Raw genomic sequence first — 17424 nt, 5'->3', positions numbered from 1 at the left:
TTTTAAATAGAGAGATGGGGAATTTTTTTTATTTAAAATACACAATCCATTCAATCCTCCTTTATCATCTTTACTTTACCTTCGCCATTTTTCTGTAACATTCCCTTGCTACACTAAGTCCATCTTAAAGGAGGACAATTATGAAAAAATTTGGAGTGTATTTAAGTTTAGCAATGATTTCACTGTCATTACCTGCCTGTAGTTTGGCAAATTCAAAAGAAGCTGGAACAGTTGACGCTGCCGTCGTAAACAAAGAGGTCGAAAAAAATAAATCCTACGCGAAAAAGGATTTTGATTTTGACGTTGTTCCTGAAACCTTTCAAGTAGCAATCACAGAAAATGGGACAAAAGAAATTGTTGCACAACCATTGGAAGCTAAGAAAGTTACCGATTTAAAAAAAGAGAAAAAGCAGATCAGTTGGACTTACCCAACCGAACAAATACACGTTGATATTCAGAAAAAAGCAAATCATTTGGCTATTGCCATCACAAGTTCGGATAAGGAAGACCGCACCTTTAATTGGCCAAAGCTAGACGCAACAAACTATACGTTGCCGATTGCTGAAGGAAAGACCATTCCCAATGACCAAAAAGATTGGCTAGCTTATTTTAAACAAAATGACGAATTAGCTATGAGTGAGTCTTTTTCAATGAACTTTTTCACAACCAATCAACAAAAATTCGCTACTACTTTTGTGATGGATGATACCTTTGATAGTGATTTGATTGCTCAAACAGAGCCTCATTTAACACTTGAAAATGCGCATCATTTTATTGGGTTTAATCCAAATAAAACCTTGAATTACCGTTTATATGTAACCGATAATGATCCTGTTGCAATTGCCAAAACCTACCAAATGGACCGGATGGAGCGTGGGGAGTTTAAAACCCTTGATGAAAAAGCTGAAAAAAATCCGGAAATCAAAAAAATGGCAGGTGCGATTCAAGTTTATTATTGGAACAATCGTATTTTAAATACCGAAGATATCAAATGGAACAAGCTTCCCGATAAAGTCGACGAACCTATTTTTAAATGGATTGGCGAACTATTGGATCAATATGGCGAAGATGGTTCCGAAGAATATTTAAATGCGTTAGCTGCCTTTAAAAATCATGAAGGGTATACATTTGAAAAAAATACTATTTTAACAGCGATTAATTATACTTTACTTTATCCTCAATTTTACAACGACGCTATTTTTAAAAATCCTGATAAGATAGCTCAACAGTTACTGGATAAAGGAATTGATTCCCTGAGTGAACAAGAACGCTACACGCTAAATAAACATTTATTAGCTGGGGTTCTTTCGGATTTGACACCAGAACTTAATTCATGGGGACAAGCTTCTTCTACGGATGTTTTAAAAGATATGAAAGCCAGTGGCATTGAAAATGCTTGGATTGGTTTGCCAAATTGGGCGAATGGCTTGATGAATCCAACGATGGTTAAAACAGCAAATGACCAAGGCTACTTAGTTGGCCCCTATGATTCTTATCAATCGATTCAAGAAAATGCAAGTATTGACTGGAACACAGCTTCTTTTCCTAATAAGGACCTATACGAGCAAGCAACGGTTTCCAAAAAAAATGGTGACAAAGTGGCTGGTTTCTTAGGTAAAGGACGGAAGCTAAATCCAACGCTTATTTTCCCAGATGTCAAAGAGCGCTTTACTGGCATCGTTAAAAATAAAATTCCCTTTAATTCTTGGTTTTTAGATACCGATGCTGCAGGTGAAATTTATAATGATTACAGTAAAGATCACTTAACAACTAAAAACGAAGATGTCGCTGGACGTTTACAACGAATGGATTATTTCGATCAACAAGGAATGGTCGTTGGCTCTGAGGGTGGAAATGATTTTGCCTCAAAAGAAATGGTTTTTGCTCATGGATTAGAAACACCCGTAATTATGTGGTCAGATCCTGATATGCGTGAAAATAAAGACAGCCCCTATTATGTTGGAAGTTACGCTGCTCTTGATGGCGGCATCCCTAGCAAATATAATAAAGTAGTCCCTATCAAAGAAGAATATAAAGCTATTTACACAGATCCTGTTTATTCGCTACCACTGTATAAACTTGTCTACAATCGCTCTGTTATCACGTCTCATCATTGGGAATGGGATAGCTACAAAATCAAGGATCAAGTTGGCGAGCGTCGTATGACAGAATATTTATATAACACTCCGCCGATGGCCCATTTAGATAAAGCAAGCTGGGAAGAACATAAATCTGATTTAAGCCAAAATGCTAAAACTTGGTCGCCGTTCCAAAAAGCAGCTTTACAACATGAAATGACTGATTTCAGTATGTTAACAGCTGATCGTTTAGTCCAAAAAACACAGTTTGGAGATAAACTGTCTGTCATCGCTAATTTTTCTGATACTGATTATGAAGCTGATGGTGTGAAAGTTGCTGCTCAAACAGCTCTTGTTCTAAATGATGGAAAAGAAACAGTGATTAAAGGAGACTAACTAAAAAGAGAGTCACAATCAATTTCTTGATTATGACTCTCTTTTTTTAGTACAAATGGTATTTCTGAAATAAAAATAGTTTCAAAATAGTTAATTTCTTACAACTACGTATTTAAAAAATAGCTACCCTTACCATGCACTGTAGCAAAATAGTGTATAAAAAGTAAGTGATCGTTTGTAGAAATACCCTATACACATCATCACATACATTACATTTTAGTTTAATCTATTACGAACATTACTAATTACTATTGAAAAAGAAATTACGTCTCTTTTTGTTTCCACAAAATATTCAACATTACTATATTTTTTTATTGTCTTTTTTAAAATATATAAACCGATCCCTTGATGATCTTGTTTTGTTGTATAATTTCTTTTAAATATTTTTTCCACATTAACTTTTCCTGCACAGTCATTTTCTACAGTTATTCTTAATTCTGAAGAGCTGCCGATTATTTCTACATTTACCATACTCAAACAATATTCTTTAGCATTATTAATAAGAAGTGAAAAGCATCTGATAAAATCAAATAAATCCATATCAATATATGCCGGAAATTTCTTCACGTTTAAAATGAAATTGATGTTGTTTTGGTCACAATAATTAATTGTGTCTAACAATACTCCTTGTAAGGCAGAATTTGAAATTTTTTCTATAACAGGATAGTGATTTATCCACATTATAATTTTAGATTCTTTAACCATAGAATCCATATATAATTTAGCTTCATAAAAATCGTTATTATCTATTAAACTTTTAATACTGTACACAAAAGTTTTATAATCATGTCGAAAATCTCGAGAAGTTTCTATTTGATTCGTAAGAAAAATCGCATTTTTCGATTGCACTTTTAACATGATTTCATTTTCAATATTTTTGTTCAAAATTAATATAAATATCGTAAAAAAAATAAAACATAGAAACAGTAGGAAAGTACTTAGAAAATAATTGAAATGATTATTTAAAATCAAAAAAATGGGTCTTGATATTATTAAAACACAATCAAATATACCCATACATATAGAAAAAAAACGATATTTTCCATTCGTTAAATAAACAACATTCTCCATGAAATTCCTTTTATTCATTTCATTAACAATAAATTTAATGACTATTAAAATTAAAAACTGTATAGCCACAACTTTAAAACTAATCTTATAATTATAAGAAACTTTATTTGGAATATCATACGTAAATGTCCATATAAATGAAAGCACATTATTTAAAAATAATAAAAACATAGTTGATAACACTACGCTTTTATTGTTAATATACATACAAACAAACAACAAAATATAAATGTTTATCCCTATAGATAAATCCAACACATCATTAGGTACACTATTTTGTATATATACGATTGAAATGATGATGAATATCGTTATAAGTAATTTTGATTTTTTTGTAAACATTATATTAAAATCAATGAAAAAAACAAAAAATAAAAATTGTGATAATAGCACAGTAAATGTATTCATATGCTTAATCCTTTCTTATGAAGATCGATCTTTCTAATAATTTTTTTCCCAACATATATTTCACTGCCATTTTCAAAAATAACAGATTCATTCTTGTAAGAGAAAGAATCTATTTTTTTATAATTAATAACATAAGATTTTAAATTAAGTATAAAAAAATCACTTGGTAATTTTTTTTTCATATCCGAAATTTTACCATTGAAAATTATTTCTCCTAAAATTGTGTATGCTATTAACTTATTCCTCTCACCTGGTAAAACTGCTATATATAGTATCTCATCATAGGCAATGATGTTTTTATTTGTTTTAGAGTTCACGACAATGCTATTTTCAGCATTGTACATGTTAAATACTATATCTTCTATCAAATTAATCAACTTCAATCTTATTGCTGAAGCATCTATATCTTTAATAAGATATCCTTCTGGTCTAATTTTTTCGTTAATTATTTCTATCGCTTTATCTTCAAGAGACGTTAAATAAATAATTTTTGAGCTTATACTATACTTTCTTATTTTACTACCTATATCAATTCCAGTTAATTTTATATTTAAATCAATATCAATAATATAAATATCCGTTGATTTAAATGAACTTTCTTCCATATTTCTATAAAAGTTAAAAAAATCAGTTATGATATACTTTGTTAGTTTAATATTTTTTTTCGTCTCAAAAAAATCACATACTATTTTATCTATTAATTTCGAGTATTGATGGTTATCTTCTATTATATATATAGATATATCAATCAAAACTATCATCCCTTTGTTTTATTTAGGTCATCCAAATTATTTTACAGAATACACTGAATTTTTATTTTCACAAAAATTAATTATTGATTGCTATCATACGTACAACTAGGATTCATGACTACTAGATTATTTACAATAATAGCATTTTTCCCACGGACATAAAAATAGTTAATTTTAATATTAAACCGGATTTAAATTTCTTTTTTTTATAATTTTAAAAATAGCTTGGCTATATTATCAGAACTATACTAATCTACCCAAGATAAATAAAACAAGATAATTCTCTTATATTTAGAGAATTATCTTGCTTTCTTATATACCACTAATTAACAAAAACTTCTATATACTCAGCAATGTACGTATGTTTATGACTTAGTTATTCTGTTTTACAGATTCATGATATAGGTCACTAATAACGCATAATCTATCATTGTAACTTTATTATCTTGATTAAAGTCAGCTGCTTTTAAAAATCTTTCTTTATTTAAAGATGGCGGTATTTTATTTTTCAGTAAATAATTAAGAAGCAATGATTGGTCTAAAACAGTCACCGTACCACTATCGTTAAGATCTCCTAAAATGACTTTACGTTCTACAAACTTTGTATTAAATACTTGACGTTTGATAATTTCTTTTGGTAAATTTTCATTAGCATACTCAAGATACATAGAAATTGAAACATCTTCTATTTTTTTATCAGATAGTAATACTTCAATGTAATCTTGAAATTGATCTAACATTATAGTTGCTTTTTTCCCATCATTTGAAATTAAATAATAATTATTTGGAACATTTTTAATTATTTCAAACACAGCTGCACTATTCTCATCTATAGTTAAAACAATTTTAGCTATATTAGACAATGACTTATCTTTCCATTCAAAGTCAAAGCGCAGTATTCCATCTTCATTTTGATACATCTCTTCAGGAATAGTAGGCTTTACTTTTAAATATTCTAAGGAACTTAAGTCATACTCATCATTTCTCTCTCTTGCTTCCTCTAATATTTGTTCTATTTCATCTTTATTTTTCGCTTCCGTAACTCTATCATGAAATTCCTGTTTCTCTTTATTTGTTAAATTTGGCAACTCAGTAATTTCTTTATTTGCTTTTTCTTTAATTACTTGCAGTGCTTGTGCATCTTTATTTTTTGCAGCTTGTAATGCTTGTGCTACTTCATCAGTAACTTTAGAGCTATTTACTAAATCTTTAAAAATTTCTTTTTCTTTATCTGTCAGATTTTGTAATCTATCAATCTCTTTATTTGCCTTATCTTTGGCAATTTGTAATACTTGTGCATCTTTATCTTTTGCATTTTGTAAAACTTTTATTACCTCATCTGTAGTCTCAGCATTGTCTATTGCGCTTTTAAAGCCTTCTTTTTCTTTATCTGTTAAATTTTGTAATTTATCAATTTCTTTATTAGCTTCCTCTTTCATTTTTTGGAATATACTTATTTTATTCTTATCTAAAGCTTCTTTAACAATTTGTTCTATTTCTTTTATAGACACAGAAAGGTCTACTTTATTCTTATAAAATTCTTTTTCTGAATTCGTTAAACCTGGCAAGTTTTGAATTTGATCAACTGCTTTTATTTTAGCATTATTCAAAGCATTTCTATCTGCACTTTGTGCATCTGCCAGTATTTTTTTCAATTCGCTAAAAGAATTTGCCTGATCTACCTGTTGAATATAATAATTTTTTTCTGTTGTATCTAAATTTAATAATTTATTAATTTCATCTTTCACACTATCTCGCTTAAATTGGGACGGCTTTATATTTTTTATGGTTACCGTTTCTTCACCGTTAAAATAGGTATTATAGAGAGATTTTGCTGCCCATGAAAATTTAAATTCAAAAGTATCTTGTTCTAATTCATCTAGCGAGCTAATAGTAAATACGCCATCTTTGAATGATACTTCGTTGCTGGATAATCTAACAACGTCAATTCTATCATCACTTCCTTGTACCTGAATAGAAAAATTAATATCTTTCATAGAAAACATTTTTTTACCATATTGATCTACTAAATCTTTATCCTCAATTTCAGAGGTTGATTTTTGATCTGAGAAAGCATAATCTCCAAGTACTCCTAGACTGCTTTCCATCGTTATATTTCTCAAATTATTATATCTGAAAGCACTATCAGATATAGATCTTAAAGTACGTGGAATATAAACACTTTCTATATTTTTATTCATAAATGCTTTTTGCTGAATTCCAATAACATGTGATGGAATTCTAATATTTTTTGAGGAACCATTATATCCTATAATAGCGTTTTTTCTATCGTCAGAATAAACAAAACCAAATTCATCAACAATAGCATTTTTTGTATTGTCTACTATTTCTTCAGCAAAAACTGAAGAAATAGTAGTAAGTGGCGATAATCCTAAGATTAATGTCATACATAGTAATTTTGAAATAATTTTATTCTTTTTCATCGTTTCCCTCATTTTTTGTATTGATAGCACCTTATGACATTAAATAATTTTGAAGCTTAGCATAATCTATCAAAGAAATTTTACCATCTCCATTAAAATCTGCGGCTTTCAAGAATTTTTTCTTATCTACAATAATACTTGGAATTGTCTCGTCTTTTAAATATGCTAGAAGATATGATAAATCTGATAATTTAACATGTCCGTCTGCATTTAAATCTCCTGGTAAAACATAATTCGCTTTATTTAATGCTATTGCTTCATCTACAATGTTTTTAATTTCTGAAACTAATTTTGAATCATTTACTTTGGTAATAAAACTATTTTTTTCTTCTAATGTTAACTCTTTTAACCCTTCAATTGTAGCAATTCCTTCTTTTTTAGCTGCACTCAAGTTATTGTTATCTAAAATAACTGCATCCGAAACAATTTGAGAAACACGGTCTTGAGATTTTGCACTATCTACTAAATCTTTAAAATTTTGTTTTTCTGTATTTGTTAAATTTTGCAATGCATCAATAGCTGCTTTTGCTTTATTTTTTGCATCTTGTAACGCTTTTTCTTCCTCGCGTAATTGACTTGTTTCATTCGCTTTATCTACAATATCTTTAATCTTTTCTTGAGTTTTTGCATTGTCAATATCATCTTTAATTTTATTTTTTTCTTCATCTGTTAAACCTGGTAATTGATCAATCGCTTCTTTAGCCTTATCTTTTGCATCTTGTAATGCTTTTTCTTCTTCACGTAATTGACTTGTTTCATTCGCTTTGTCTACAATATCTTTAATTTTTTCTTCAGTTTTTGCATTGTTGATATCATCTTTAATTTTATTTTTTTCCTCATCTGTTAAACCTGGTAATTGATCAATCGCTTCTTTTTCTTTTTCTTTTATCGCTTCAAGTTCTTTTTCTTTTTTATTGTTTGCATCTTTGTCCTTTGCATTTTGTAATGCTTGAGCTACTTCATCTGTCGTTTTAGAACCGTTTACTGCATCTTTAAACCCTTGTTTTTCTTCAGCTGTTAAGTTTGGCAAACCATCGATTTCTTTGTTTGCTCCATCTTTTGCTGTTTGCAAGACTTGTGCATCTTTATCTTTTGCATTTTGTAATGCTTGAGCTACTTCATCTGTCGTTTTAGAACTGTTTACTGCATCTTTAAACCCTTGTTTTTCTTCAGCTGTTAAGTTTGGTAAGGCATCGATTTCTTTATTTGCTTCATCTTTTGCTGTTTGCAATGCTTGTGCATCTGCGTTTTCTTTATCTTTATTTTTTGCATTTTGCAACGCTTGTGCTACTTCATCTGTCGTTTTAGAACCGTTTACTGCATCTTTAAACCCTTGTTTTTCTTCAGCTGTTAAGTTTGGTAAGGCATCGATTTCTTTATTTGCTTCATCTTTTGCTGTTTGCAATGCTTGTGCATCTGCATTTTCTTTATCTTTATTTTTTGCATTTTGCAACGCTTGTGCTACTTCATCTGTCGTTTTAGAACCGTTTACTGCATCTTTAAATCCTTGTTTTTCTTCAGCTGTTAAGTTTGGTAAGGCATCGATTTCTTTATTTGCTTCATCTTTTGCTGTTTGTAATGCTTGTGCATCTTTATCTTTTGCTTCTTGTACTACTTGTGCCACTTTATCTGTAGTTTCTGATTTATTTACTGCATCTTTAAATCCTTGTTTTTCTTCGGTTGTTAAATTTGGTAAGCCGTCAATCTCTTTAATTGCTTCATCTTTCGCTGCTTGTAGGGCTACTCCATCAATCACAGTCGTTGATAAAACTTTTTGTCCAGTCATGTCATCGTTAAGTGTTTCATTAGCGTAATCAATAGTTACGGACATGTCTACTTTCCCTAACGCTTGCCCTTTTACAAGAACATTTAACAATTCTGGTTGGTTATCAATGATCATAGTTATTTTTTTGCCTGCATTACTTATGGTATAATACCTAGCCGCTAAACCGTCTACAGACTCAAAAATCATAGATCCATTCGTAACTTCCATAACTACTCTAGCTACATGGGAAAGTTGTGGATCATTCCAGTTACTGTCAATCAAAATAGAAGATGTTCCATCTAAATTAATATTGTTAGGTGTTTTGAAAGTCATACTTGCAAAGTCACCAAAAATAAATGCTTCATCAGTGCTTGTAATACTATATGTTTTATCGTTATCAACCTTATTAGCCAATACTACAGGGCTAATCAAACCTATTGGTGCTGTACTAAATAATGTAGTTGTTACTAATCCCACTGTAATTAATTTTTTTAAATTCATTTTTTTATTTCCCCATTCTTATTTATATTTCTTGAATCCAAACCAAGATGCTAAAACAATAATCCCTGTTCCTAACATACTTAATATTCCTTTATTGGATAAATTTTCTCCAGTTACAGGTAAATTTTTAGTATTGTCAACTTGTTTATTATTTTGTCTCGTTAAATTTGAAATTTCTTTATTTTTATCAGTATCTTTATTCTTTATTTTTAATTCAGAAGTATTTGAATCTTCGTTCTCTTTTGGATCTTTATTTTCATTTGGATTTTTATTCTCATTTGGATCCTTGTTTGCATTTGGATCTTTATTCTCATTCGGATTTTTATTCTCATTTGGATCTTTATTCTCATTTAAACCATTAGCAGTTTCGGCTTCATGAACAATTTTATTAATAGCTTCTTCATTTCCTGCAAGATCAATCGCTATATTATATTCTTCTTTTTCAGAATCTGATATATTAGGTAAATTATTGATTTGTTCTTTTGCTTTCTCTTTTGCTGCTTCTAATTTTGCTTTTGCATTATCTCGATCCTTATTTTGTGCATCTAAAACAATACTATTAACCTCTTCCACAGTTTTACTATTATCAACTTGTTGTGTGTAATTAGATTTTTCATCATCTGATAAATTAGATAAATCATTAATTATTACTTTTGCTTCCTCTTTTGCCACTTCTAAACTTCTATCATCTGCTACTACATTTAAATTTACAGAAGTTGAATTGGATGACTCTTTTTCTGCATCAGCATACTCAACAGTTAAATTTACTTTAACTGGACCTGATCCATTTACTTTTAGCACCAAAGGTATTGTCTTATAATCCTCCAAAGCATCATTAATATAAATTAATGAGCCATCAGGTTTAATATTATAGTACCTAGGGTTATCACCTATTGACACAAATTCTGCATCACCTTCAATGTTTGCTAATATTCTCATAACATTGATTTTTGCAGGATTTGTCAGATTAACATTTAAGTTAATTGCTGTTTCCTGACCAATTACAGACTTAGCTGGAATAACTGGTACTAACGTTCCACGATCTGATAAACCAATACTTGAGCTCTCGCTTAAGTTCGTCGCCAGTACATAATTATCATCAAGACAATTATTTAAAAGCGGTACACAAGCTAATGAAGTTGCCATAGCTACAGTAAAAATTTGCTTTTTCATTTAACATTCTTCCTTTCAAATAAATTTAATTAACATTACATGTAATACTAACATCTAGTTTCATTTATATAAATATTTTTGAAAGCGCTTTACATTCCTTTTGCGCTCTTTTAGAAAATAAATTTAAAAATATTGTTATCGTAGAACAAAGAGAAGCATTTAAAAAAATAAATTGTCTATCTTTTAAACCAATTTGCCACTATTTAAAATAAGTTTCTAGTTTAACCTACTTAAATTAGAAAAACTCTATATTTAACTTTTATTATTAGATAGTTCCAATCTATTTTTACAAAATCTACTGTAGCTAACAGTTCTATTAGTTATACGTTTAATTTTTCTATAATTTATAAAAGATCCGTCCCCCAATTAAACTAGGTTACGGATCTTTTTAGTTATTTCAATTCAAATGTCATTTTAACTGGATTATGATCAGAATGTTCAAATCCAGCATCAATCACATTTGTACGATAATTCGTTACATTATTAGAAATGATAAAGCCATCAATCACTGCAACAAAAGATTTATCTTTTTCATAGGGTTTATCTAAATTGCGTACACTTGGAACTGGCGTTTTCACGTCACTCAGTTTTACCAGTGATAAATTTTTTGGCAAGTCTTTTTTTGGAAATGCTTGTAACCAGGTATAGTCTTCCTTTTGATTATTTTTAAAAATTTTTGAGGACGTATCTAATAAATTATGGTTAAAATCACCACCACAAATAACATAGTTCCCTTTTTTATATTCGACTTCCATATGATTAAATAATTTGGCAATCTGTTCTTTTTGTACTTTTTTATCCTTCATATAGGCAGATAAATGAACATTGTAGAGCATTAAATTCTTCCCATTTTCTACGGGTATCTTCGAGACCGTAAAGGCTCTGTCTAAATCAAAAAACTTATTAAAATTTGTTTCAATCGGCAAACTGTAGCGCGTGCTTTCGGTTATCTGAACATCACTCATTGTGACAATTCCAGATTTTGATTTCCCAATCGGATCCAAGATTGGATACATTAGATACGCTGAATCGTAATTTGTTGCATAGCTTCTTGAATAGGTTGGGAAACGTTGACTTAGTTGTTTGATTTCATTGATTCCTCGACTACGCGTTGCTTTTACGTCCACTTCTTGAAACAGTGCAAAATCCGGATTAACATTTTGAATGGTTTTTGCCGCACCATTTACATTGGTTAATACACTTTCTTTGCTATACGCTTTTGATTCTTTTCCTCCGTCCATAAAAAAAGAGTACTCCGGACTATACGAACCATAACCGATGTTAAAAGTCGTAACGCTGTATTTTTTATTTGAACTTATTTCTTTAGCTACTGCGTTTTGCTTGATTTCTGCAGGTAACTGGTCAGCTAATCTATCATAGCTAAAGTAAACATAACCTACATAAATCAAAACTTCTAACAAGATAACCCCTAAAACTCCACCAACTATTTTTAAAAAATTTTTTATCTTCATACTCCATAAACCCTCCACCCTTTAGTAAATCCCATTATATCATCAATGGATCTCAATTTGCTAAATGAAGAGTAAAAAAAAAACTGCTCTTAAAAGAGCAGTTTAAACGACTACGGTAACCGCTTCAAACGGTTCTAATTTTCCACTGAATAAATGCGTTCTCTCATGTTCATAATTTGAAATCACGATTTCTTGAACTGCATACTTTTGGCTGAGTTGATAAGAGTTCCTTTCTTTTGAAAAATTGACGATCGTCAGCCATTTGGTTGATTGATCTGTTCGTAGATAGGCTAATACAACAGGATTCCCTGTTTCTATCTGCTGATAATCCCCCTCAACTAAAATTGAGTTTTCTTTCCGCAACGCAATTAATTTTTGATACGTGTAAAAAATTGAATTTGAATCTGCCAAGGCATTTTCTACATTAATTGTATGAGAATTTTTATGAACAGGTAACCACGGTGTTCCTTTTGTAAAACCACCATGCAATTCATTCGCCCACTGCATCGGATGCCTTGCGTTATCTCTACCTTTGGCATTAATCGACTTTATTAATGATTCTTTCGCGTATCCTTGGCACAATCGCTCCTCATACATTCGTCTGCTTTCAATATCATCCACTTCACTAATTTCTGTAATTGGATAGTTTGTCATCCCAATTTCCTCGCCTTGATAGATATAGGGCGTTCCCTTCATTCCATGGAGATAAATAGCCAACATTTTAGCACTTTCTACACGATACTCGCCGTCATCTCCCCATCTTGAAACGATTCTAGGCAAATCATGGTTATTCCAAAATAAACTATTCCAACCTTCATTTCCTAGTTCAACTTGCCACTTAGAAAATACTTGATGCAGTTCTGCTGGATTCAAGGTTTTTAAATCCCATTTCCGCTGTCCTTGAACTTTATCTAAATTAATATGCTCAAATTGGAAAACCATTGATAATTCCTGACGTGTTGGATGTGAATACTCTTTAGCAATTTCTGGAGTCGCACCCCATGTTTCACCCACTGTTACAACATTATACTGACCAAAAGACTGTTCATTCATTTCTCGAAGATATGGATGCAGCATCGGTCCATTTTTGGTGATTAAATTTTCAGGTTCCTTGCCAATCAAATCAATCACGTCCATCCGAAATCCACCTACTCCTTTGTCCAGCCAGAAGGTCATCATTTTCCATATTTCCTGTCGCACTTTTGGATTTTCCCAATTTAAATCTGGCTGTTTTTTAGAGTGGATGTGTAGATAATATTGTTGGGTAACTTCGTCATATTCCCAAGCAGAGCCACCAAAATCTGAAGTTAATTCATTTGGCTTATCTCGCCAAATATAATAATCTCGGTATCGATTTTCTTTACTTTTTTTAGCTTCAGTAAACCAGCGATGTTCGTCTGAAGTGTGGTTGACAACTAAATCCATTATCACTTTGATGTTTCTTTTTTTCGCCTCGTTCAACAATTCATCCATGTCTTCCATTGTGCCATATTCCGGTTGGATTTCTTGATAATCGCTAATATCATAGCCATTGTCATCATTTGGAGATGCATAGACTGGACTAATCCATAAGCCTGTAATCCCTAGTTTTTCTAGATAATCTAAACGTTGGATGATTCCTTTAATGTCTCCGATTCCATCCTCATTGCTATCTTGAAAACTCCTTGGATAAACTTGATAAATAACTGCATCTTGCCACCATTTTTTAGTCATTTTTTTTAACTGGTTGGGTTAAGGCAATCAGTGCTTCACCTGCTCCAACTTCCTCCTTAGTAATCTCTTCAACATTTCCATAAGCCAAAGTGTTGGTCACAATAACCATTACTGTAGCGTCATAACCAGCCGATTGAATGTGCTCTTTATCAAAGGTACCTAATACGTCCCCCCGTTTAACTACTTGACCTTGGGTTACTTGTTGGGTAAAGCCAGTACCTTTTAATTCTACCGTATCGATTCCCACATGAATCAACAACTCACTTCCTAATGCTGATTTAATCCCATAAGCATGCTTGGTTTCATAAGCCACTTCAATCACGCCATCACAAGGCGCGTAAATCGTCCCGTCTAAAGGAATAATGGCTGCACCTTTTCCCATAAGTTCTGCTGAAAAAACTTGATCTTTTACTTGACGTAAGCTTTCGACTTGACCGGAAACAGGTGCGTAAATTACTTCATCCTGCACACCTTGCGCCACTTCTGATGGGTCTTCATTAATTGTTTGAGCTGTTGATGTACCTGTTTCCACATTCAATACTTTTTTTCCATACATAAAAGTAAACACAAAGGCTAAAACAAAACTAATGACACTGCAAATCATAAAGACTGGAATTGATTTTGGTGAAATGGAAATGAATCCTATCACACTGGCTGGTCCCATTGCTACTGCTAAAACATGAAATAATCCGATAAAAGCAGAGGCGATTCCAGAAGCTATCATCCCACAGACAAACGGGAATTTTAATTTTAAATTGATCCCAAAAATAGCTGGCTCCGTAATACCTAAAAGTGCTGAAATGCTAGCTGAAGAAGCCAAACTCTTTTGTTTATCATTTTTTGTAATAAAGAAAACAGCCAAACAAGCCGCCCCTTGCGCAATATTTGCCATTGACGCTACTGGGAAAATAAAGGAACCTCCTGTTTTAGCAACTTCTGCCAAAAGAGTCGTTTCAATTGCTGGAAAGCTTTGGTGTAGTCCCGTAATAACAATCGGTGAATAAAACAAACCAAAAATCCCCATACCAAGAAATCCTGTTGTTTCATACAACCAAACAAGTCCATCTGTCAAACCATCACTCACAATACGCATCAAAGGTCCGACTAGGATAAAGGTTAAAAATCCCGTAATAATAATGGCCAACATCGGTGTAAAGGTAAAATCAAAAGCCTTTGAAATTCGTTTGTGGAAAAACTTCTCTAATGTTGCTAAGATCCAAGAAACAGCCAGAACAGGTAAAACAGAACCTTGATACCCTGCTTGAGCTACATTCAAACCAAAGATGTTCCAGTAAGGCATACTTCCATCTGTAATAGCATTTGCCACGCCGTATCCATTTACTAAACTTGGCATCACCATCACCATTCCCATGGCTGCACCTAAATAGGGATTTCCTCCAAAACGTTTTGTTGCTGAAAAACCAACTAAGATTGGTAAAAAGGCAAAGGGCGCTGAGGCCATTAAATTAATAATATCTGCTAAATCTTTAATCGCTGGAAAATTTTCAACAACCGATTGAGGTCCAAATAGATGTTGTGCTGTCAATAAATTATTCAATGCCATTAACAAACCACCAGCAACTAAGGCTGGAACAATTGGTACAAAAATATCAGATAAAATTTTAAAAAATGCCATTAAAGGATTCGGCTTATTTCCTTCGCTTGCAACAGCTTTTAAATCCTCTGTTGACGTTTCACGAACACCGGTCAACTTTACAAGTTCGTCATAGACGACATCCACATCTCCTGGCCCAACTATAATTTGAAATTGGCCATTCGTTTTAAACGTTCCTTTGATATCCGCTTGATTATCTAATAATTGCTGATTGATTTTACTATCGTCTTTTAGAACAAGGCGCAATCTTGTCGCACAGTGGGCCGCAGCTTGAATATTATCTTCTCCTAATGCCGTTAAAATATCCTTTGCAACTTGTTTGTGATTCATCTTATCTCCTCCTATGAAATCGCTTTTATAGTTCTATCATACACGATTTTATTTTTATGTCAAACGTATATCATATTTTAAGTTAATAAATATAAAAACGATATATTACCTTTATATAAAGCTTTTAAAAAATGACAAACGATTGACATATTTTGAAAACTACCGTATTCTAAAAATAGATAACGCTTTCTACTGGAGGTTTTTTTATGTCAAAGTTAATTGAAAATTGGACAACCGATTTACGTTACAAAAAATACAATGCTTGGGATTCCACCTATTTATCTGCATTAACAGAAAAAGTGAACGCTGCACCTTGGCGTTTGCAGTATCATATCCAGCCAACATCAGGTTTATTAAATGATCCAAATGGTTTTTCTTACTTTAATGGCAAGTGGCACTTATTTTACCAGGCCTATCCATTTGGCCCCGTGCATGGATTGAAATCTTGGGCTCATATGACTTCCACCGATTTAGTCCACTGGGAATATGAAGGTATCCCACTTGTACCAAGCAACGAATATGACAGCCACGGGGTTTATTCTGGCTCCGCTCTTCCAATTGAGGACAAGCTTTTTTTAATGTATACAGGAAATGTGCGAGATGCTGATTGGAATCGTTCTGCTTTCCAATTGGGAGCATGGCTCGACCAAGAGGGACAACTCACAAAAATGACAAAACCTTTAATTGAAACGGATACTACTCAGTACACACATGATTTTCGTGATCCGCAAATTTTCAACTACGGAAATACTTATTTAGCAATTATCGGTGCACAAGATACGAACAAACAAGGAAGAGTCGCTGTTTATCAGTCTGAAAATAGTCATGATTGGCACTACCTTGGAAATTTAACTTACACCGATTTACCGATGGGTTATATGGTAGAATGTCCCAATTTAGTATTTATCGACGAGCAACCTGTTTTACTTTTTTGTCCACAAGGTATGGATCATTCCTTACTGGATTATCAAACAATTTATCCAAATGCCTACGTTTTAGGAAGCCGCTTCAATAAAGAAACGTTAACTATTGAAAATCCGACAACTCTTCAAAACTTAGATGAAGGATTCGATGTTTACGCAACGCAAGCTTTTAACGCACCAGATGGTCGAGCGTTAAGTGTTAGCTGGATTGGTCTTCCAGAAATTGAGTACCCTACTTTTTCTGATGGCTGGGCACATTGTCTAAGCTTGGTTAAGGAGCTATCCATTAAAGACGGGCATCTTTATCAGTTTCCTGTTGTTGAAACTCAAACACTACGCCAAAATGAGATTTCTTTTAAAGGTCAGCTTCTTTCCTCAGGGCAACAATTACTTGAAAATGCGTCTTTTTCATATGAACTAGAGCTAGAATTGCCAAAAGACGAACGTGGTGAGTTGAAACTCTTTGCAGATGAGGACGCTGCACGCTATTTAAGCCTATCTTTTGATACAATATCTGGTAAACTAACAGTAGATAGAACGCTAGCTGGTGTCCCATTCGCAGAAGAATTCGGCAATACTCGCTCTATAACTATTCCAAGACACGAGGCCCTTAAGCTTTCTATCTTTGTTGACCATTCAGTCTGCGAAATTTTTATCAATAATGGACTTAAAGTAATCACACTAAGACTTTTCCCTGCAGCCAACCAAACTCAATTGTGGCTATCTGGTTCTGGCAAAGGTTCTTATCAAGGAAAGTTCTGGGAATTACTTAGTCAATAAAAG

10 protein-coding genes are annotated in these 17424 nt (G+C 32.3%); 2 read left to right on the top strand and 8 right to left on the bottom strand.

Annotated features, from left to right (window positions below):
• Positions 1–140: 140 nt before the first annotated feature.
• A complete protein-coding gene (locus tag BR52_RS12020; protein WP_034573162.1) occupies positions 141–2474 on the top strand; it encodes a glycoside hydrolase in 2334 nt (777 codons plus the stop codon).
• Between the two features lie 216 nt (positions 2475–2690).
• Here BR52_RS12020 and BR52_RS12015 read toward each other — a convergent pair whose 3' ends face one another.
• The 8 genes from BR52_RS12015 to BR52_RS11980 form a co-directional block, all read right to left on the bottom strand.
• On the bottom strand, positions 2691–3953 hold the full coding sequence (locus BR52_RS12015; protein WP_034573160.1) for a sensor histidine kinase: 1263 nt from the start codon (positions 3951–3953) through the stop codon (positions 2691–2693).
• Positions 3950–4705, bottom strand: coding sequence for a LytR/AlgR family response regulator transcription factor (locus BR52_RS12010; protein ID WP_034573158.1), 756 nt, complete (start codon positions 4703–4705; stop codon positions 3950–3952). Before BR52_RS12010 ends, BR52_RS12015 begins: the two co-directional genes overlap by 4 nt.
• Before the next feature lie 386 nt (positions 4706–5091).
• Positions 5092–7149, bottom strand: coding sequence for a leucine-rich repeat protein (locus BR52_RS12005; RefSeq protein WP_034573156.1), 2058 nt, complete (start codon positions 7147–7149; stop codon positions 5092–5094).
• A gap of 31 nt (positions 7150–7180) precedes the next feature.
• Entirely contained in the window at positions 7181–9415 is a 2235-nt protein-coding gene (locus tag BR52_RS12000; RefSeq protein ID WP_034573153.1) for a dockerin type I repeat-containing protein, read from the bottom strand.
• Positions 9416–9433: 18 nt separating this feature from the next.
• Entirely contained in the window at positions 9434–10588 is a 1155-nt protein-coding gene (locus tag BR52_RS11995; protein ID WP_034573151.1) for a GA module-containing protein, read from the bottom strand.
• 392 nt (positions 10589–10980) lie between these two features.
• Positions 10981–12060, bottom strand: a complete 1080-nt coding sequence (locus tag BR52_RS11990; protein ID WP_051915723.1) for an endonuclease/exonuclease/phosphatase family protein — start codon at positions 12058–12060, stop codon at positions 10981–10983.
• Positions 12061–12162: 102 nt separating this feature from the next.
• The gene (locus BR52_RS11985) at positions 12163–13773 is read right to left on the bottom strand and encodes a glycoside hydrolase family 13 protein (protein WP_034573149.1); all 1611 of its coding nucleotides are present in this window, start codon (positions 13771–13773) and stop codon (positions 12163–12165) included.
• Positions 13766–15718 carry a sucrose-specific PTS transporter subunit IIBC gene (locus tag BR52_RS11980; protein ID WP_034573147.1) on the bottom strand — a complete coding sequence of 651 codons (1953 nt, stop codon included), beginning with the start codon at positions 15716–15718 and terminating at the stop codon, positions 13766–13768. The genes BR52_RS11985 and BR52_RS11980 overlap by 8 nt, the downstream gene beginning before the upstream one ends.
• A 206-nt stretch (positions 15719–15924) precedes the next feature.
• On the opposite strand from BR52_RS11980, the gene BR52_RS11975 reads away from it, so the two are divergent.
• Positions 15925–17421, top strand: coding sequence for a sucrose-6-phosphate hydrolase (locus BR52_RS11975; RefSeq protein WP_034573145.1), 1497 nt, complete (start codon positions 15925–15927; stop codon positions 17419–17421).
• Positions 17422–17424: the final 3 nt, after the last annotated feature.

The organism is Carnobacterium divergens DSM 20623, from assembly GCF_000744255.1.
Taxonomy (GTDB): domain Bacteria; phylum Bacillota; class Bacilli; order Lactobacillales; family Carnobacteriaceae; genus Carnobacterium; species Carnobacterium divergens.
Note: the sequence above shows the minus strand (reverse complement) of the source record. Positions and strands in the feature narration are given on the sequence as shown.